The organism is Gammaproteobacteria bacterium, from assembly GCA_013214945.1.
In the GTDB taxonomy this organism is placed as follows: domain Bacteria; phylum Pseudomonadota; class Gammaproteobacteria; order Enterobacterales; family Psychrobiaceae; genus Psychrobium.
In genome coordinates this window covers 75,475-96,011 of the sequence record JABSRT010000007.1, presented here as the reverse complement: position 1 = coordinate 96,011, position 20,537 = coordinate 75,475, and the positions used below count along the sequence as shown (strand labels likewise).

Genomic DNA, 20,537 nt, shown 5'->3' with positions numbered 1-20,537 from the left:
ACCGTTGCGAGAAAAACGCCTTAATATAGCAAAAAAGCCCCGTGTTCTATAGCTTTGTCAGACGTTATTCGTCGCGAAGTACTAGATAATGACAATTTCTGCTGCGTGTTAATTGCGTCTTTGCGCGGCCCTGACAACCCCGTCGGTTAAATATGTTGTGATTGAATCTGCTGGACACTTCAACAAAGGGTTTGCCCCTTGTAATTGAAGTTAATATGACAAAATCAGTTTAATTGAACTATCAGCCGTAAGCTCACAAATGTTGTGTTGCTACTATTTGTGAGCACTTTTCTCATCAGAGAAATATCATGATATTGCCCCGTCCTTTAACAGCGAAACTAGATCCATCAAGTTTTACCAGTCAACTTGTTACTCTCGTTTAATAGATTCCCGTTAATCACAAAATTAAAGAGAAACCTTCTCTTTTCTCTACGATAAAAAATGGTTTTTCTAAATTGGAAATATGAACAGTTAGCATTTAAAACTAATCTTATCGGACTAAAAGTCAATACAGGCACGTATTGATTCAACAAAAAGTGAAGGAATTACCATGTTACAATTTGTGGTCGACGACAGATTTTCTAATTTATCGCAGGACAAGTTATATATTACCTACAGCGATTTTATAAAAAAAACTGCAAGTCAAACGATATCAGAAATTAAGCATCCGTATTACGTTCCCGCTCAAGGCTTAAATAAAGGCTGTCGACAAAAAATTATTGATGTGAATGCACGATTAAATAACAACAATAATTCCGACGAAATTATTATGCAAAGTAAAGAAGCTATGCGTAAGTCAAATCAAAAAGATGTATTAATCACACAATTACAAACCATTGCACCAGGCCAATACCTAGCTGAATTAATTATTGATAATGACAACGAATTTCTACTCGATCATTTTAGCGGTCAGCTTAACCCCGGCATGATTTTTCTAGAAGCAACAAGACAAATATCAATTGCATCATGGGCCTCTTTTGTTGGAGATGACCCAGTTAACGTATCAATGATTATTAATGATGTTCATTGTGAATATATAAAATTCACCTTTCCTTTTTGTACTCATATCACAGTCAGTATTGAGCGTGATGGTGAAAACTATCACGTCGATATTAACTTTAACCAGAACAATGAACTTATCGTTCGAACCTTTGCCACATTCAAAGTTGTCCCAAGTCAAAGATTATCCAAAATGGATAATCTACTCATGAAAAAGAAAAGTGGTCAACGGAGCAAGCAATTACTCAATTTAATGACTAAGGGTGATTCACCACAAAGAGTATCTCAATGAGCATCGATAAAAGTGTACTCATTGTTGGTGGCGGTCCAGCTGGATTAACTCTAGGATGCTTATTATTAACCTATGGTATACCTTGTATTGTCATTGAAAAACGTATGGTACGACTCCCTTCCTCAAAGGCATTTAGCCTCCATGCTCGCACAGTTGAATTACTTGAATTAATTGGTGTAGGTCAGAAAATAAAACAACATGCGTTAGCTGTTAAGAACATGAATATTCACTCAGAACGCAGCCATGTATTCAACTTCGACTTTCCATTATTAGAGAATCCTAATTTTGATAGCGTATTTAGCTTGGAACAATATCGACTTGAAGAGTTACTCGCTGAGCAGTATGAAGCATTAGGTGGCACCATTGAGTATGGCGTAGAGCTAACAAGCCTGAATCAAACGGACACTAATGTTATCGCTTCTTTACGCAGTGATGGTAAGTGCTACTCTCAAAATCATGACTTTGTGATAGGTTGCGACGGATCGCAAAGTGCTGTCAGAAAGAACTTAGCAATAGACTTTCCCGGCCGACATTATGACGAAAGCTATATTGTCGCTGACGGGCAGATAACAACTCAATTTAAACGTTCCAATATTAACCTTAGCCAAGGGCATACCTTCCTTTCGCCTAAGGGCTACACCATGTTATTTCCGCTCCCGAATGGCAAGCACCGCATTGTTGTTGATATTCCACAGAGTCGGCTAAATAACATTGCCTTCGATGAAAAACAGTTCAACAAATTACTTGATGAACGAGGTTTTTCTGATTTACGTTTTGAGTATATTGATTGGTTATCTAAGGCTAAGCTAAACAACAAGCTTGTTGAACAGTATGTCCATCATCGGGTTATTTTAGTCGGTGATGCGTGTCACATTCATAGCCCTGTCGGAGGACAAGGGATCAATTTAGGCGTCCAAGATAGTTTTAATTTAGCGTGGAAGTTATCTTTGATTATCAAAAAACAATCCAATATTAAATTATTGCAAAGTTACAATAATGAACGTCGATTCATTGCCGAACAAGCCTTAGGCTCCACCGGTAAGTTATATAGATTATTCTCCATCAGTAACTTTTTTTCCGTTATGTTGCAAGATGATACCCTACCACTACTGAGTAAATCTCCCCGAGTGAAAAAGAAAATGGTGATGGAAGCCTCTGGTATGAGCCATAGTTATCAGAAGCTTATTTCGAACCAAATGAACCAAACTCAGTTTAGAGCTGGTGACCGTATGGCTAATTTATCGCTCAATAATGGTCTGGTGATTAGCCAGCTTTATCCTTTATTAAATCTCGATAAATATACGTTATTGCTACTCGCAGAACAGCATGAAATAAAACACCAATTGATTTCTTTTCAACACCCCTCATTACAAGTTATCCAGCTCTCAAATCAAAGCGTGATACAAGGTGTATCTTTTCATTACAGCTTAATCAGAGAGTCGCTGAGTCCATTACAAAATAAGAATTTATCATCAAATATATTTATATTTGTTAGACCAGATTGCCATATCCAACAGGCTGGTCACATAAAAAACGCCACGGAAATACCAGATCTAATTTCCCAATTCATCGCTAATAACCTAACAGATATAAGCATTAAGGGATCCTCATGAATTTAACCAACAAGTATGCAGAGCTCGTCACAAAGCATCCGATAAAAGTTTTATTATTAATGCTACTGATAACCGTCATGATTGGCAGTGGTTTATCTAAAATGACAATTCGAACCAATCAAGATGCCGATTTACCTGAAATCGATCCTATTGTCGCGACTAAAAAACGTATTGATAATATTTTTGGCGATAAAACCGAAATAATGATCGGGATCCACCATAGCAATATATTTCAAAGTAGCACCTTAACTAAGGTGGCAAAAATTTCAAATGAACTCAAACGGGTCGACTTTGTAGTACCAGATCAAATCAACAGTTTAGCTACCGTTAATAATGTTGTTGGTAAGGAGTGGGGGCTCGATGTTGGTGTTTTCATGAAAACAGTGCCAACTGATAACGCTGGACTAAAAACACTTGAACAGGAGGTTAAACGTAATATTTTAGTCAATAACCGACTCGTATCTAAAGATAACCAGTTTACCGTGATTACGGCACAAGTGGATCCTGGATACGATCAAGCAACTTTATATAACCAAGTTTATGCCATTGTTGATAAATACCAAGGCCCCGAACAAATTTATGTCACCGGCGAGCCAATCTTTACTCAAGAGATTGATGGTGGTATTCAAAAAGACACTGCAACCCTAATCCCATTAGCATTATTGCTGATTATGATTGGTTTATTTGTCTGCTTTAGAAATGTGCGCGGTGTGATATTACCGATGGTTTGCGTCATCTTAAGCATCATATGGGCAATGGGAATGATGGGGCATTTGGGGTTACCTCAAACGGCAGTATCGACAGCTCTACCATTACTATTGGTCACTATTGCTAGCTCTTATGCGATTCACATTCTAATTTATTATTATAATGAACCAGTATCGAGTAAAACACGAGTACAGCAGGCATTAGCCAAAGTATTGCCCTCTCTGATACTCGTCGGCGTCACTTCGGCGCTTGGGGCTGCATCATTAGCGGTTTTCGAAATATTAATGATCAAAGAGTTCGCCATTGCTTCGATGGTCGGCATTCTTGGTGCCTGGTTAATAAATATCACTGTCTTACCGGCTATCTTACAGTTATGCATAAACATTAAAGATCGCAAAGATCAGCAGAAACTTATCGGTACTTCAAGGTTAGATCGGCTGTTAATCACGGTCACCGCTTTTTCACTACGACATAAATTTAAGGTAGTTTTTAGCTATCTGTGTTTAACCTTAATCGGTGTTTTTGGCATTAGTCAAATCAAGACTGGCTTAGATTTTTTAGATTTATTTAAGCAAGACAATCAAGCGAGAGTTGCATTTAACGTATTTAATGACTCACTAGCCGGCGCTCGCTATTTTAACATTATGATCACCGCGAAAAGCAGTGGAGATATTCAAACTGTTAAATATATTGAATTTATTAAAGATTTTCAAACCTACATGGATCAACAACCTGGTGTTGGTTATACCCATTCGATTAGCGACATCATTAATCAAATATCCGATGCCATCAATGTCGATAGTGAGCAAAAAACACCATTAACATCTGACGAACAGCTTGCCCAATATATGCTGCTATATGATATGTCCGGCGATCCTGGTGACTTCTCAAATCTGGTCGATTATCAGTATCAACGAGCTAAAATTCAGGTGATGTTAAAGACTTCTGATCCTGATGAACACCGAGCGCTCTATTTGACCGCAAAGCACTATTTAGACCAACATTTTCCGCAAGGAGCAACCGCTGATTTTGGTGGTGACATCATCTTATGGCTAGCCAAAGTCGATTACATCATTAAAGGTAAAATTGAAAACATTGTTGTGGCACTCTTATTAATAATCGTTCTATGTTCCCTCGCTTATCGCTCTTTTTCTGCTGGCCTACTTGGGGTATTACCTATTGCATTTGGGGTCATTCTTACGTTCGCCTACATGGGATTTTATGGTCTTCGTTTAGATATGCCAACCTCGATTATTACCGGGATAGCCATAGGGATCGGAATTGATTTTTCAATTCACTACTTGAGCAAATTACGAACAAACATGATCAGTGTAGGTAATTATTCAGAGGCCTTATCGCTAACGGCAGTCACGTCGGCTAAAGCCGTGTTTTTTGATACCTTTACCAATATGCTAGGTTTTTCAATGCTGATATTTTCGGCCTTTAAACCGGTCCAAGTTTTTGGTTACTTAGTATCATTCACTATGCTGATTATGGGGTTGAGTGTGATTTTCCTATATCCAGCACTCATTGCGATCGTCAAACCTAAGTTTATCTTTTCAGCCCAAGCAACAGCTAAAGATCCTGAACAATCCGTAAGCATTGCTGACGAATCGGCTATATCTCGTATTTAAATTTACTTAATTTAAGGAATAGACATGAAATTTAACAAATTATTAGCGCTAACCCTCAGCCAAGGGATCTTGGCGGCGATGCTAAGTAGTCCAGCAATTGCCCAAGACAATCAATTATCGGCGCGAGAAATTATGGTTAAAAATGAGCGGGCACGTAAAGCTGAAATTAGTGAAGTGGCTCAAATAACCATGACCTTAATCAATGACCACGGCAATAAGCGGGTCCGTAAAGCAACGTTCATTTTAGATGATACCAACCCTGTTTTACGCAAATCGTATATGAAGTTTAGTTCACCAAAAAATATCAAAGGTACTTCCTTCGTCCAGCTTGAACACCAAACGAGAGAAAATGATCGGTGGTTATATTTACCGGCGCTGCGAAAAACTCGCCGTATTTCTGGTAGTTCAAAGACCGATAGTTTTGTCGGTACTGACTTTAGTTTTGAGGATTTTGAAATTCTCGATGGCGAAGTCGCCGGAGAAAAACGCAGTTATACCATTTTACGCGAAGAAAAACGCAATGGTGAAGAATGTTGGGTAATTGAGGCTTTGCCTGCAACCGAGCAAGAATCTCACAATAGTGGCTATAGCAAACGATGGATATGGGTAGCAAAAGCTCACTTTCAAGCAGTCCACACTGAGTTTTTTGACCGCGATGGTACTTTATTTAAAACAATGGATGCTTCAGATTTTCGGGTTGTTGAAGGCAGTAGAAACAATGAACTACGTCCTCATAAATTAGCGATGAATACCCTAAGAACCAATCATTCCACTATTATTGAATTTTATGACTTTGTATTAAATAAACCACTTAACCCTAAGCTATTTACTCGTGAAAACCTATCTCGAGGTTAGAAATAATTGTTTAGTTTCTAGCGTTAACGATTCATAGGCTTGTGAAAGCAAGCCTTACAAATGATAAAAAATACTTGCCATGAAAAAAACAATATTTCGTTGTATTAGCCCGCTGATACTTCTTTGTACGACAAATTGCTACGGCAGTGATTACGATCTAACCAGTGAATTACTCTTTAATTCATCTTATTCAATAGCCGATCACCACAGCAAACAAAATCGACTAAGATACGATAATGAATTAACTGTAGATCTCAATTCTAATCTTAGTTTTACAGGATTATTACGCCTTGACTATGATTTTGATAATCAATTAGTCAGCACTAATTATCTGCAGAAAAATTATAGTGATTGGAGTAAAACCAATAATATTAACGACAAACTTTCTTTAGATTTAAGGGAGTTTTATTTGCAATTTTATCTCGAACAACATTACTTTAAAATAGGAAAACAGCAAGTAGCTTGGGGTGAAAGTGACGGTCTACGTGTGTTAGACATTATTAATCCTTTTGATTATAGCGAGTTTATTCTACAAGATTTCGATGATGCCAGAATCCCAATTTGGATGATTAATTATTCAAAGTCCTTCGACGCTTTGACACTGCAATTGCTTTATATCCCTGACACTACGACTTCTCTTATCCCAGATGGTCTTTATCAACCAACCACGCCTCAGCTAACACCAACCCTTGTTGGTGATTATAACCAAGTTGATACTAAACCAGCATCAGGTGTCAAAAATCGATTAAAAAATGCCGACTACGCGATGAGATTGGGTACTAGCATTGACGGTAAAGACATTAGCTTGATTTATATTAACCAATATAACGATAGCTATATTTACCAGTCAGTATTAGAAGATGACAATACGTTACAACTACGAGCAAAATATTACCGCGCTAATATATTTGGCTTATCTTACTCACAAGAACTCGCCGATGTTGTGCTGCGTTCAGAGCTCAGTTTGGTTGATCAACAATATTTCCATACTTTAAATAATCAGATCACTGAGGGTATCGCTAAACGAAGCGTATTCAATTATGTAGTAGCATTCGATTGGTCAGTATTAAATGAAGGTATGATCAGCGGCCAGCTATTTCAAAATATTATTTCGGGCTCCGCGACCCAACTGCAACGGGATAAAGTTGATTCAACATGGAGCGTGATGTTTGACAAGTATTTTGAAAACCAAATATATCATCTTAACCTTATATATTTACAAAGCATTAATAATCAAGATGGTTTAATCAGAATAAAAACCGACTGGAACATCAATGATGAGTTAGTGGTATCGCTAGGTGCAAATTACTTCTTTGGCAATAAAAACGGTATTTTTGGCCAATATGATAATAATGATCATATAAATCTATCAATTAAATATACTTATTAGGAATAATTTGATGAACAATAATCACAACACTGCTGCTTTTTTTGATGTCGATGATACCTTAATAAATATCAAAAGCATGCTCGACTTTTTAATGTTCTATTGTCACCAACCACCATACCAAGAGCCCTCTATTGATTTTACCTGTGTTAAAGATAAGCTGATGGCGCTACAACAAGCAGGCGTTAGCCGAGAACAATTAAATAGAGAATATTATAAGGTCTTTATCGGCGTAAGTTGGCCGTATTTGATGGATTTGGGTCGCACTTGGTTTGCAAGTAAACCAAGTGCGACATTTTATCAGCAACCGATACTCGACCGTTTAAGGCATCATCAAACGGTTGGTGATGCTGTTATATTCGTGTCTGGCTCATTTTTACCTTGTTTAAAGCCAATAGCAGAAGATCTAGGAGTCAAACATATTTTATGTAGCGACTTAGTGTTAATAAACAATCGCATCACTGGTGATTTAAACCAGCAAGTGATTGGTCATGGAAAACGTCAAGTTATTGATAAATATGCACAGAGAAACAACATATCACTAATTGAGAGTTTCGCTTATGGCGATGATATTAGTGATGTATCAATGCTTGAGTCCGTTGGTCACCCTGTCGCTGTTGGTCACTGCCCACAATTATTATCAATTTCACAAGCAAACAAGTGGACAGTAATCACCTTATGATCCTCGAACCATATAGTTCAATAGTTGGTTTTAACATGATCCTTAAACTCGGCCATTAGTTTTGTCATGCTCAATTTTCGGTTATACACTAAGCTGACATTAAACTCTGGTGATTGATAATTAGGATATATTTGAACTAGTTGGCCACTAACCAGTGCTTGTTTAATATACATTCTCGGTAAAAGAGTGACCCCAAATTCGCTTAATGCCAGATTAAATATGGTATTAAAATTATCTGAGCAGTGAAATTTTTCAGTACTTTTAATGATGATATTATCGTTAGGAAAAAAATCTTTTGATTCTTTAGCCACATTAATATAAGTGGGTAAAATAAGCTTATTGTCTCTTATTAAATCTTGATAATTATCTGGGATCTCATTATTTTTTAAATAATTAGGGCTGGCACAAAAAATAAAATCAAGTGTTAAAACGGGGATAGCAATGAGCTGTGAATCGGCCAACGAACCGATTCTAAAACAAAAGTCTATTTCTGAATCGATCATATTGGTGATTTCATTAGTCACATTGATTTCAAGGTTCACTTCAGGGAAGTCGGAGAAGAAGCCTTTTAACCCTAATAAAAATGTTCTGTTGGCTAAGATTTCTGGCACTGAAATTCTAATCCTGCCATCGATCTTTTCGTTTTCTTCTTGGATTAATAATTCCGAGTCTTTGACTTGTTCTAAAATAGCCTTACAACGTCGGTAAAATTTCTCGCCCAGTGGCGTAATTGATAAGTTATGGGTTGTTCGATCAACCAACTGTACTTGAATCGCCGACTCTAACTTAACGAGGCGCTTACTGACCGATGAAGTAGATATATTAAGTTGCTTTGCTGCTTTGGTAATGCTTTTTTGTTCATAAACATGTACATAGTTTTGATATTCTAAAAATTTTGACATCTTAATATTTAAAACCTAATAGACAGAATAGGAAATTACTGCCTATCTTTTACCCGATAAAAATAGTCGCGTCAATTAGACTAGCGCTGCAATATCGTTAAATAGTTAAGCGCTTTAAATAACGCACTCACGTTTTACGCCATGGATAGTCCCGAGTTTAGTGATCTATATTTCGCTTAACATAGTTTATGACAGGCATATTACACGCCATTTATCGCTAAATTTTTCTGTTGTGGAAGAGCGAAAAAATTGGCGCGACTAGTCCTAGCTAGGCACCAAGTAACTCACACACAGAATAGGTAGTAAATGTTAATCCTGTGCCGAAAAACTGGAGGTTTGTGGAGTTCGGTTTAACATAATACCTATATAGCCTAAGACTCAAGGGCAACTGAACGCAACTACCGGTGTTGCCGGCTCAACGGTCATTCAGTAACTGTCAACAACATCATGTATACTGAAGCTTCAGACAAGGAGAGCACAATGCTAGAAAGCAACGTAATCGAATACCTATTATGGTCAACACCAGTCATCATCATGCTTGCAGGGCTATACCTAAGCCACAAGCACGGCTATGAGCAAAAGTAAAAATATCGTATCTCAAGTAAATAAGCATTATTAAAACGAATATAAGCAGAAGCAGTTACTTTGATGATTGAGCAATATTACTGATTTTTCATTACGCGGTGACCTGAGCTTGCTATGTATCATCAAGCTATTTTCGTGTTGGGTTGCTTCTTTCAGTAATTACCTTGTATCAGTAAAGTACTCGCTGTTTTTACATAAGAAGAACGGAAAAAACTAAGAATTTCAAAAAGAAAACTCAACTCCTCATCGTTGTATAACGCCAACCAAAAATGCGATAGTAAAATCCTTTTTTTATGTTTATGTGCCACAGTTATCGCGCAATAGCTCTACCTAACAGTAAGGTTTTTAACGAACATCAATGCTAAATATTATGCATATATACAATATATTAATACAGGCGCTATGAATTAAAGCTATTGAAGGCTAAATCGGATATATAAATATACCTAGCCTTGAAAAACAACATAGACAGAATTTAATCATGCTGGATTTTTTTATTTTTAAACTGGAACCCACACAAGATTCAGTTAATAGCTGTTTATTACTTGCACAGTATAAAATACTGTATATACTGACAGTCAACTGTATGAAATAACAGTCTCAAAAATGCTTAAAAATAACAGCTAAGTGACAAAGCTAGGCAAGTGAAGTTAAGCGCTAATGTTGACTAAAGGGTAACATAATGAAAAAACTAACGAACCGACAGGCCGAAATACTGCAACTGGTTAAAGACAATATTTCATTAACGGGCATGCCTCCAACTCGCGCCGAAATAGCTAAGCAATTGGGCTTTAAATCAGCCAACGCGGCCGAAGAGCATCTTAAAGCATTAGCAAAAAAGGGCGCGATCGAGATAATCCCAGGAACCTCGCGCGGCATTAGAGTCATTAGCTCTAATGATGAAAACCTTGAAGATACTGGCTTACCCCTGATTGGTCGTGTCGCTGCCGGCGAACCTATTTTGGCTCAGGAACATATCGAATGCCATTATAAGATTGACCCCAACATGTTTAAACCTCAAGCAGATTACTTGTTACGAGTAAATGGCATGAGCATGAAAGACATTGGCATTATGGATGGTGACCTATTAGCAGTACACAAAACGACACAAGCCAGAGACGGCCAAGTTGTAATAGCTCGGGTTGACGATGATGTAACGGTTAAGCGCTTTGAGCATCAAGGTAAAAAAATTATTCTGCACGCTGAAAATCCTGAGTTTGAACCTATTGAGGTTGATTTAGAATTTCAATCACTAGAAATAGAAGGCTTGGCTGTAGGGATCATTCGAAACGGAGACTGGCAATGAAATCTCTGTATTTAAACAACAACATCCAGCGTCCTAGTCAGGCCCGAGCTATTAGCTCGGGCAACAACTCCATCGATTTAGCATTGCCGCTAGGGGGTTGGAAAACCCAAGTCATTAATGAGCTTGTCAGCAATGAGCAGCAAATTAATCCATTAAAAGTGTTAGGGCCAACGTTAGCAACATTGAGCCAACAAGGGCGCTGGATTGTATTAATTGGCGCGCAAAAAAACGAGATAAAACAACTGCTATCCGAGTATGGCATTGCAAGTAATAAGGTTTTACTCGTTCACCCAAAAGATCAAATTGATGCGTTGTGGGCCATGGAGCAAGCATTAATGTCAGGAACCAGCAGTGCTGTGTTAGGTTGGCCGGGTGCTATCGATGAGCGAGATATTAGGCGGTTACAAATTGCGGCTAAACGTTCCCAAGCATTAGCGTTCGTTTTTAAACAAGCTAGCTGCCACACAACTGACCAGTCATGTCAGCAACTAAGTTTAAACAAGATTAAGTATTTCATTCATTAAGCGGTTATTCAACGCCGCAGCAAAGGCTTAGTGAGTAGAGTTAAGCTTCTGCCCATTCGGCTTGTGGTTGCTTAAGCTTGATTAAATTATTAACTTCTCTAACGAATACAACCTGTGCTTTTGTTGCATTGTTTGGGCTACACAGCCGTCCTTGCTCAAAATTGAAGACTCCTAATTCGAGTACTTCTAAACTGCCTTCAAAAAATATTTTGATGTATTTTACAATTTGATTGAGTGAGTTGCTCGTAAATTTTTTCATAGTATCCATACCATACATTAACTGTAATATCGTTTGACGCTAGAACTAAAAATTAGTTCAGTTGTACACCTAAAATTTTTAAAATGTTGCTGCGCTACGTGATGCCTGATCGTAAAATCCAGACAAAGCTCTAAGCGAACTGGCAATGTCCGAGATTTGCTGGTCCGATAAATTCAGCTCTTTGAGTGATTCAATTAAACAACGTTCTCGAACGGCTTTGTAGCTTTCACAAAAATCCCAGCCTGCAGGAAGTGGCCGATAGTAGGTTTCTTTGCCACGGCGTTCGCCGCTTATAAGCGCTAATTTCACTAACTTTCGTAAGCTGTAGGCGACGTTATGGCTGTCTTCTAGATTCAAAGCAAAACAAATATCTGTTAAATTTTTTGCTCGATCACGATGTGCAATATGATGTATTACCTGAATATCTAATACGCCTATTTCTAACATGCCTGTCGCCTTAGCGCAGTGAGACATCCAGCGTAAAAAAGCATTATTAACCACAGTTAATCCATACTCAAATTCACTAAGAACAGGGCGCTGCTCAGAAACGAGATGCGAAGATGACACAATTCCATTGTTGTCTGAAGTCGACATAACTCCTCCCAAGGTAGGTAAATAACAGGCGTGCATAATACACGATGCCAATTGATAATCCTAGGTGATATAGGCTTTAAACCTTTTAGAGCAAACTGAATAAAGTGAGATTATTCATGCCTGAATATTTTCAAAGGCGCTGTAAAAATATTCGCTTTATAATCATCTTGTTGAATAGCTAACATCCTGTTAAATTTGTCGCTTAGTATTTACTAATACTATTTGCATTAATAAAACACAGTAAATCCATAATATTGTTCTTTTATACCTTTAAGGCGTCGTACCGAAGTGAAAAATAGTCACCCAACATCACAACCTGTGAGCATAACCACCGAAGGTAAGCAGCTTCTTACGCTTGCTGGACCAGCAATTTTAGCCCAATTTGCTCAAATGTCGATGGGCGTAATTGACACGGTTATGGCGGGACAACATAGCGCTAACGCGTTAGCCGCTGTGGCGATTGGGGTTAGCTTATTTAATCCAATCAGTATCTTTATTGTTGGGATTTTTTTAGCGCTAAGTCCAATTATTGCCCATTATCATGGACAAAATAATCAGCAAGGCATTAAACAAACCTTTCAAACAGGGCTAATTCTTGGTGTTGTGCTTGCTTTCCCTTGTGCCGTCTTACTGTATTTATTAGAACCGGTAATGCTATTTATTGGCATAACTGAAGATATAATTCCCTTAGCCAACGGCTATTTACAAGCACTAGCCTGGGGCCTAATCCCACTTTTTTGTTTTTTCGCAATGCGATTTTGCAACGAAGGCATGTTTGCAACCAATGCCATTATGTATATCTCATTAGCGGCTCTGCCTTTTAATATCTTATTTAATAACTGGTTTATCAATGGTGGACTCGGCGTGCCTAGCATGGGTGCGGTCGGTGTCGGCTGGGCTACGATAACGGTTTGGACCCTAATGGCCTGTTGTATATTTTGTTACACCGTATACGCTCGTCGTTATCAGGGCTATCACATGTTTAGCCGCTGGTTAAAGCCTAGTTATGATAATTTCAGTGAAATTTTCAAACTTGGTATCCCAATGGGGCTAGCACTAGGTATGGAAGTAGCCTTGTTTGGCGCCGTCGGTTTAATGATTGGTCGCTACACTGTACCTGATATTGCTGGTCATCAAGTCGCATTGAATATCGCGTCATTAGCCTTTACGCTTTCCCTAGGATTGTCTGTTGCCGTTACGGCACGGGTTGGCTTTCATTCTGGTCAGGGTAACGCGATTAGGGCTAAGAACACCGGAATGCTCGGCATTGGCTTTGGCATGATTATCGCTTTATTTACAGCGTCGATCATGCTGGCATTTTCAAGCCAGCTAACAGCTGTATTCACTTCTGATCCACAAGTAACAACGGTCGCATTGCAGTTGATATTCTTAGCGGCAATCTTTCAGATTTCAGACGGAATCCAAGTCAACGCCAACGGCGCATTACGCGGAATGAAAGACACTAAAATACCAATGTATATCTGCACTTTTGCCTATTGGATCGTTGGTTTTCCGATTGGTTACGTCTTGGCAGAATATTTCGAGATGGGGGTCTCAGGTTACTGGATAGCGATTATTACCGGCTTAACACTGGCAGCTATTTTACTCGCATTGCGTTTTATAAAAATAAGCTCAGCAAATTACAAATAAGTACGGGGCCAAATCTAGCACCGTGTTTTACTTTAACTAATTAAGTCGACTAGGTTGATTAAACTGGGCTATCGCTAATTAGCTGCTGAGCACATTGCAAATAAGTACGGGGCCAAATATGGCCCCGTGTTCTGCTTTAACTAATTAGGTCGATTGGTTAATTACCGTGGGCTATCGCTAATTGATAGTTCGTTAACGCGCCATTGTTTTCACCCAACTGATGCTGGACAAAGGCAAGGTTTTGATAAAGCTCTCGTGATGGCGTAATCGCAATTGCGGTGTTAAACCATTCTTGGGCTTTTTCCCAATGCTCGGCCTTCATTGATAAGCGCCCTGCGATATCAAAGGTAACCACCTCATCAGGATGTTGTCGGGTTAATAATGCGACATCTTCTGTTATCGCCTCGGCATCATCTTTATCGACGGCAGTTAGTGCCATTAATAAAGGGGTGTGAATACTCTTGCGCAATCGCTTAAACAGCTCAGATTCAACTTTTTTAAAGCCGCCACGTTCTATTGTCAGTTGAGCGAAATCGGTAAAAATATCAATGTCGCTGCGTAACTTGCGGCTCAAACCACGGTAATAGGCCTTGAGTTGATCAATTCCTTGATCCGCAGCAGTTCGCAGTAATCCGCGATGACATTGCACTAATAATTGTTGTGATTTATCAGCGTCAATTATGCCGTGCTTTTTTAATCCTGCCAGTTGAGGTAGCAGTAAATCCCAGCAGTTTAATTTTAAATAAACCAAATGGGCATAACGTAAGATCGCTTTTTGACTCAGGGTTGCTTCGCTCTGCTCTTTTAACCAAGCTAAGGCTTCGTCAAATTCATCGGCGTCGATATGCAGTTTTAAGCGGGTTGTTTGCACCGCCAACTTGCCACCTTTTAGCTCATCGGCTCGCTCTAAATACTGATCGCGTTGCTCGCTTTTACCTTGACGTTGAGCGGCCTGAGCCGCTGTTAGGTAGTTCAACAAGGGCTTGTCGCTAAGCTGAGCATTGCGCGCGCTATTTTGTTCCGCTAACAAATATTCGCCCTGAGCCAACTCAAGCACACTGGCTAAGGTTTTTTCACGAGCAACACGCTGGCGTCGCCATCCAAACCAGTTACGAGTGCGGCCCCAGAAAGTTAATGTGTTAACTAACAGCCATTCAAACAATTGTAATAAGGCATAAAAAACAAGAATAAGCATCACCATTACTACAACACTTGTTTCAACCGTCCAATCGTTCACGGCAATCAGAACATAGCCTTTTTGATCGATTAACATCGGCCCAACCAATAAGCCAGCGAAAACAATCAGTACTAATATTAGTAATCTGATCATTGTTAACCTCTCTTATTTGTTGGTGCAGCAATGCTGCGACGTGACAACTCAAGGTATAACAGGTCACTGGTATTAAATTTTTGTGGATATTTAACGCTAATTTTTAACTGTTGAAGCTGAGCAAACTCTTTAAGCATAAACTCGGTCGTACTGTCGCTACGGTCGTAAAATTGCATCACCCAGCGGGTAGCCAACTCAATTGAGTGTTCAAATGCATCTTGCTGCTGGCGATATAACGCTAGCTGTGATTGCACCAATTTACCCTTAAGATTCTCTTCTAAATACCATTGTTGCTTCGGTGACATTAACGGCTCAATAGTGCCACTGCGACGTCGTACAGTAACAAAACCTTCTAGAAATGAGTCCCATGTTTTAGCAATGTTCTCTTTCCAATCAGCGGGCGACTTTGACAAGCTACCGTCATCATTAGCCAGCGCTTGCGGCACTTTAATATTATTTAGCTTTAAGTTGTCGACCTGGCTTATTAAACCGTCTATTCGCAGGGCAATAGATTCAGTTTGATCCGTTGGCAACGCCTGCAAGGCTGCAATATCTTTAGCCAGTGCCTTGCGTAAAGCCAATAATGACGGGTCATTCATTTCCGCAATTCGTAAATCTGCAGTGGCAAGCAATGAGCTAGCGGTTTGCTGGTCTTTCTCTAACCACAGCTTGCGCCCTGCCAGTCGGACTAAATAGTTAGCTTCGGCTAACAGCCAGTCATTAGGGCGTCGCCCTGACAGATCAAGCAGCTTGTCTTGCAACAGAGCAACGTTCTTGTCCGATACTGAAACTTGAGTCGATAATGCTTGAACCTGTTGTTCTGCACTATTTAGTTGTTCATTGATGGCAGCTCTAGTTTTATCACGCTCTTGAGACTGTGACGTTAACAATTTCGTTACGCTATTGCTATTTGCAAGTAGCTGAGAGTTGAGTTGCTGGTAAAAATAATAACCACCAGCCCCTAATACAAAGACTAAAATTATCGCAATAATAGCAATCACATTACTATTATTTTGTTCCACAACTTGAGCTTGCGGCTGTGATGGTGAGCTAGGCCCATTGGATTTCGCCTTAGGTTTAGGCTTAACCTCTGCTGCTTTATTGGTCGCTGGCTCAGCTTTAGCTAATGGCTTATCGCCTGATGAAAGCTCTTTTTTAACTGAAGACTTCTCATTAGCTGAGGGCACTTCATTAGCTGTGGGATCTTCCTTGGCTGATGATGCTTGCGTAGCCGAGGACTGCTCTTTAACTGAAAGTTTTTCGCTTGTTGAGGGCTTTTTAATAGTTGAGGACTCTTTATCAACAGATGGCGGCTTCATTACTGGAGAGTCAGCTTGTCCCGAGGACTGCTTTTTAGCTGACGCAACTTGCTTGACTGAGCTTTGAGCATTGTTGTCAGCGGTATCTGGGGTGCTTTTTGACTCAACAGATCCCTTTGATACAGTAATATCATTAGATTCAGATTTTGGTGACTCAGGTGATACGCTCGATAAATTTTTATCAGCGTTTTCAGTCTTTGTCATTTGCTCTTTAGTTTTTCGTCCACTGTTTTTTTTCATTAATTATTGCTCTATTGTCATTAATGTTTGTGAAATTGCTTTATTTGAGGCACCTGCGGCGACAAAGCAACGACTAAATCCTCTCTCTTGCGCCAAAATTGCTACCCGCTCACTAGGCACAACTATATTAAGACCAACTAACCACTGCTGATCGATAGTGCTTACTAAGGTTAACAGGTTTTTCAAGATTTCACCGCTAGTTACTACTATGGTCTTAACATTATGATTTTTCCAGCTTTGAATCAAATATTCAGGATCATACTTTATCGGATCTCGGCGATACAATTGGCAATATTCAACCTGAGCACCGCGTAAGGATAGTTGTTGAGCCAAGGTCTCTCGTCCGCCAACACCACGTAAAATCAAAACTTTGCGGCCAGACACCTGCTGCAAACCCGGCTCGGTTAACAAACTTTCGGAGATTGGTTGGCTTGGTGAGATTGCATCGATTCCTGCGTTAGCCATCATGCGCTGAGTGGCTTTACCAATGGCGTAATACTTAAATTCTTGAGGCCAAACGTTAATAACTTTAGTCGCATAAGTCACGGCGTGAGCACTCACAGCAATAATTATGTCACTAGTTCGCAGTTGATTGATTTGTACTTGCAGTTGTGGAGTAGCAATTGGCGCGATTTCGACCATCGGGCAACTTACAGTTTCAAACTGTAGCGTTGCAAGAGTCTGCGCCAATTCTTTATTTTTAGGCTCAGGGCGAGTAAGCAACACTCGCCCGATATCGATCGGCGCTTTACTGATCGGCATACACTTTTTGCAATATTTCTCGGGCGCCACTGTCGAGTAATTTATCAGCTAATATAATTGCCTGCGCTTGTGCATCGGCTAGCGGGCCTCGCACTTCTTCTTTTAGCATTATGCTACCGTCGGGGCTTCCTACTATGGCTCGCAGCCAAAATTGATCATTCTCGATTATACAGTAACTACCAATTGGCACTTGGCAACCGCCTTCTAGGCGTTTGTTTAATGCGCGCTCAGCCAATACTCGTAAGCGGGTTTCTTGATGCTCTAACGGCGCTAGCAACTCTTGAATTCGTTGATCACCTTCGCGGCACTCAATGCCTACCGCGCCTTGGCCTACCGCTGGTAGTGATTCTTCAGGTTCGATAAAGGCCGCGATCCGGTGTGGCAGTTCTAAACGTAATAAACCTGCCGCCGCTAAAATAATCGCATCGTATTCGCCTTTATCAAGTTTTCCTAATCGAGTACCGACATTGCCGCGCAGGTCTTTAATAATTAAATCAGGTCGAGCCGCACGCAGCTGACATTGACGACGTAAGCTTGACGTACCGACCACCGCACCAGCAGGCAGCTGGCTGATTGAACTATAAGTGTTCGACACAAACGCATCGCGTGGGTCTTCACGACGACAAATCGTTTGCAACATTAAACCAGGAGGAAAATCCATCGGTAAATCTTTCATTGAATGAACCGCAATATCAGCTCGCCCTTCAAGCATCGCAACTTCAAGTTCTTTAACAAACAAGCCCTTGCCACCAATTTTAGCTAATGGCGTATCTAAAATGATGTCACCCTTGGTTACCATGGTCACTAGTTCCACTTGCAGTCCAGGATGAAAATGCTCTAATTGCGCTTTGACAAATTCAGCTTGCCATAAGGCTAATGGGCTTTTTCGGGTTGCGATACGTACAATTTCACCTGACATCATATTTCCAAATAGTGTTGTATTGATTTATACCCGATCCTATCATTGCCTTAATAGTTTGTATAAGTTTGAAACCACTTTTTTAGGCCGTTAATGATAATAATCAAATTTATGGACCGAGAGTAACTCGCCCTTATTGTTAAGTACTTCAACTTGCCACACTCCTACCATTGTCGGCGTAATCGTTTTGCTCGAGTAAGTCCGCCAGCGCGCTCCACCAACTGGTAAATTAACCCTGGCAATTTCCTCACCATTTAACAACCAACGATGAGTTAATGTCTGACCAGCCAAATCGCGAATTTCATTAAATAAGAATACGATCCGTTCATCATCACCGTCAATTCGGTTACCCAAATCATCAACGGGTTCACGTTGAACAATACCCGACGTTAATGTTATCCGAGTAATATAATCTGACTGATTAGTTTTCGCTGATTGCTCGGTCTCTGACAGGGCGATTTTTTGGCTAGCCGACTCAATGACTATATCTTGAACTAACGGTTGGTTAATTGCTATTTCCTGAGTTTGAGCTGTCTCTTTTGCCTCAACAGGCTCGGCAATCTCTTCAACTAACGCCTTAACTGGCGCCTTAACTTGCAGTGGTGCTGCGAGGGTAATTGTTGTTAACTGCGGATCGTCTATTTCCACACGCTCGATTGGTTGAACCATACTCGAATTTAGCGGTTCTATTGGCAGCTGTTGGTTTGATGGTTCTACAACTTCAGACGTAATATCAACTTGCTGTTGCAGCTCTGACGTAACGGTAAACTCGTTAGCAACAACTGAATTTTGATTGCTTTCAGACCAGTGATATACCCCAAAAAGTACTAGCGGTAATATTAATAACACGATAAAGGATACTACTTTACGCGGATCTATTGGCGCCTGTTCTAACTCTTGAAAATTTACCACATCATCTAATTTTATTTGAATTGTTAATTTCACACTCTAATCTTCTTTAATTAATTCACTTGGTTCCGCTGCTATTGTACGGTGTTAATGAGCAGTTTTAAGTGGAATTTTAATAAATCTTTATTCCATGGCGTAAAACGATTTAACTGCATCGGGTTGGTACTTGGAGTTGATACCCCATTGTCAGTCGACACCGCATAATCAAATTCACACTGATTAAGCGCATCTATAGTCTCCGAATTATAATCGGTTGACCATCGGCCATTTGGGTAAGCAAAGCCCTTAATAGGCACCCCTAGCCACTCAGTTAGTTTTTGTTGGCTTTGAGTTATTTGGGCTTTTTGTTCCGCAGGTTCTAATACAGCCAATATCGGATGGTCATGAGTATGAGCTGCTATCTCTATTCCTTGTTGGGCTAATTTTTTTAGCTGAATTGGTGACATCATTTTAGCGCTAGAATTCAATTTCCCGTTAACTAATAAAATTTGATTAGCTAGCTGTAAACGCTGTTGATAAGGGGTATATTTGACCTTTTGGATCACTTTTTCTACTAATAAGCGCCGCTGTATTAAACTGTGAGCCTCGCAAATCCCTAAATCAATTAAGCTTAAATCGAATTTAATTCGAGCGGGATCTGAAATTAAATCGATTAGGTTATCATTCCACATATTGCTGCCTTCGCTAAATTTAGTCGCGATAAAAATAGTGGCCGGCAAGGCTAATTCTTTTAAGATCGGCGCCGCAATAGAATAGTTATTGAGGTAGCCATCATCAAAGGTAATGCAAATACTGTTGGCTGGTAACTTTGACTGCGCCAGCAATTTTACTGCATCACTCAAGGGGATCGGGTTGTAATATTGTTTGATCAATAACATTTGACGATAAAAATCATCTCGAGTTGGCTCAGTTGGTCGCATTGGGTCGAGTGATTCCATCACCTGATGGTAAATTAAAATATTGAGTTTATTTTTAGATAATACCTTCGAGCCAAATGAAAGAGCCCGGTGGGCCAGCCGCCGAGAAATAGGCATTTTATAATTATTATTCATGCTGTCTTGAGTCATT

Annotated in this window: 18 protein-coding genes; 9 read left to right on the top strand and 9 right to left on the bottom strand. The window is 39.7% G+C overall.

Features of this window, described 5'->3' with window-relative positions; all coding sequences use genetic code 11:
• The first annotated feature begins 550 nt into the window (after positions 1-550).
• The 6 genes from HRU23_06940 to HRU23_06915 all read left to right on the top strand — a co-directional run bounded on the left by HRU23_06940 (position 551) and on the right by HRU23_06915 (position 8,170).
• On the top strand, positions 551-1,291 hold the full coding sequence (locus HRU23_06940; protein ID NRA53866.1) for a hypothetical protein: 741 nt from the start codon (positions 551-553) through the stop codon (positions 1,289-1,291).
• Complete coding sequence (locus HRU23_06935; protein NRA53865.1) at positions 1,288-2,904, top strand: FAD-dependent monooxygenase; 1,617 nt, start codon at positions 1,288-1,290, stop codon at positions 2,902-2,904. Before HRU23_06940 ends, HRU23_06935 begins: the two co-directional genes overlap by 4 nt.
• Positions 2,901-5,246 carry an MMPL family transporter gene (locus HRU23_06930; GenBank protein NRA53864.1) on the top strand — a complete coding sequence of 782 codons (2,346 nt, stop codon included), beginning with the start codon at positions 2,901-2,903 and terminating at the stop codon, positions 5,244-5,246. The genes HRU23_06935 and HRU23_06930 overlap by 4 nt, the downstream gene beginning before the upstream one ends.
• A 24-nt stretch (positions 5,247-5,270) precedes the next feature.
• The gene (locus HRU23_06925; protein NRA53863.1) at positions 5,271-6,101 is read left to right on the top strand and encodes an outer membrane lipoprotein-sorting protein; all 831 of its coding nucleotides are present in this window, start codon (positions 5,271-5,273) and stop codon (positions 6,099-6,101) included.
• Between the two features lie 79 nt (positions 6,102-6,180).
• On the top strand, positions 6,181-7,491 hold the full coding sequence (locus HRU23_06920; GenBank protein ID NRA53862.1) for a hypothetical protein: 1,311 nt from the start codon (positions 6,181-6,183) through the stop codon (positions 7,489-7,491).
• Positions 7,492-7,501: 10 nt separating this feature from the next.
• Positions 7,502-8,170 (top strand): HAD-IB family hydrolase, encoded by a 669-nt coding sequence (locus HRU23_06915; protein ID NRA53861.1) that lies wholly within the window; start codon positions 7,502-7,504, stop codon positions 8,168-8,170.
• Positions 8,171-8,187: 17 nt separating this feature from the next.
• Here HRU23_06915 and HRU23_06910 read toward each other — a convergent pair whose 3' ends face one another.
• Complete coding sequence (locus tag HRU23_06910) at positions 8,188-9,072, bottom strand: LysR family transcriptional regulator (protein ID NRA53860.1); 885 nt, start codon at positions 9,070-9,072, stop codon at positions 8,188-8,190.
• Between the two features lie 1,267 nt (positions 9,073-10,339).
• Here HRU23_06910 and lexA point away from each other — a divergent pair.
• Together lexA and HRU23_06900 are read left to right on the top strand one after the other, a co-directional pair.
• On the top strand, positions 10,340-10,963 hold the full coding sequence (gene lexA, locus HRU23_06905; protein ID NRA53859.1) for a repressor LexA: 624 nt from the start codon (positions 10,340-10,342) through the stop codon (positions 10,961-10,963).
• Complete coding sequence (locus tag HRU23_06900) at positions 10,960-11,487, top strand: cell division protein (protein NRA53858.1); 528 nt, start codon at positions 10,960-10,962, stop codon at positions 11,485-11,487. The genes lexA and HRU23_06900 overlap by 4 nt, the downstream gene beginning before the upstream one ends.
• 40 nt (positions 11,488-11,527) lie before the next feature.
• Here the strand turns inward: HRU23_06900 and HRU23_06895 are convergent, their stop codons facing one another.
• A complete protein-coding gene (locus HRU23_06895; protein ID NRA53857.1) occupies positions 11,528-11,746 on the bottom strand; it encodes a DUF1107 family protein in 219 nt (72 codons plus the stop codon).
• A gap of 78 nt (positions 11,747-11,824) precedes the next feature.
• The gene (locus HRU23_06890) at positions 11,825-12,340 is read right to left on the bottom strand and encodes a winged helix DNA-binding protein (GenBank protein NRA53856.1); all 516 of its coding nucleotides are present in this window, start codon (positions 12,338-12,340) and stop codon (positions 11,825-11,827) included.
• Between the two features lie 288 nt (positions 12,341-12,628).
• On the opposite strand from HRU23_06890, the gene HRU23_06885 reads away from it, so the two are divergent.
• The gene (locus HRU23_06885; GenBank protein NRA53855.1) at positions 12,629-13,990 is read left to right on the top strand and encodes an MATE family efflux transporter; all 1,362 of its coding nucleotides are present in this window, start codon (positions 12,629-12,631) and stop codon (positions 13,988-13,990) included.
• Positions 13,991-14,147: 157 nt separating this feature from the next.
• Here the strand turns inward: HRU23_06885 and HRU23_06880 are convergent, their stop codons facing one another.
• The 6 genes from HRU23_06880 to HRU23_06855 form a co-directional block, all read right to left on the bottom strand.
• Complete coding sequence (locus HRU23_06880; GenBank protein ID NRA53854.1) at positions 14,148-15,320, bottom strand: hypothetical protein; 1,173 nt, start codon at positions 15,318-15,320, stop codon at positions 14,148-14,150.
• A gap of 2 nt (positions 15,321-15,322) precedes the next feature.
• Positions 15,323-16,879 carry a uroporphyrinogen-III C-methyltransferase gene (locus HRU23_06875; GenBank protein ID NRA53853.1) on the bottom strand — a complete coding sequence of 519 codons (1,557 nt, stop codon included), beginning with the start codon at positions 16,877-16,879 and terminating at the stop codon, positions 15,323-15,325.
• A gap of 3 nt (positions 16,880-16,882) precedes the next feature.
• Positions 16,883-17,641 (bottom strand): uroporphyrinogen-III synthase, encoded by a 759-nt coding sequence (locus HRU23_06870; GenBank protein ID NRA53852.1) that lies wholly within the window; start codon positions 17,639-17,641, stop codon positions 16,883-16,885.
• A complete protein-coding gene (hemC, locus tag HRU23_06865) occupies positions 17,628-18,560 on the bottom strand; it encodes a hydroxymethylbilane synthase (protein NRA53851.1) in 933 nt (310 codons plus the stop codon). The genes HRU23_06870 and hemC overlap by 14 nt, the downstream gene beginning before the upstream one ends.
• 90 nt (positions 18,561-18,650) lie before the next feature.
• Positions 18,651-19,505, bottom strand: coding sequence for a DUF2914 domain-containing protein (locus HRU23_06860; protein ID NRA53850.1), 855 nt, complete (start codon positions 19,503-19,505; stop codon positions 18,651-18,653).
• A gap of 38 nt (positions 19,506-19,543) precedes the next feature.
• Positions 19,544-20,536: a polysaccharide deacetylase family protein gene (locus tag HRU23_06855; protein NRA53849.1), complete on the bottom strand. Its 993-nt coding sequence runs from the start codon at positions 20,534-20,536 to the stop codon at positions 19,544-19,546.
• Position 20,537: the final 1 nt, after the last annotated feature.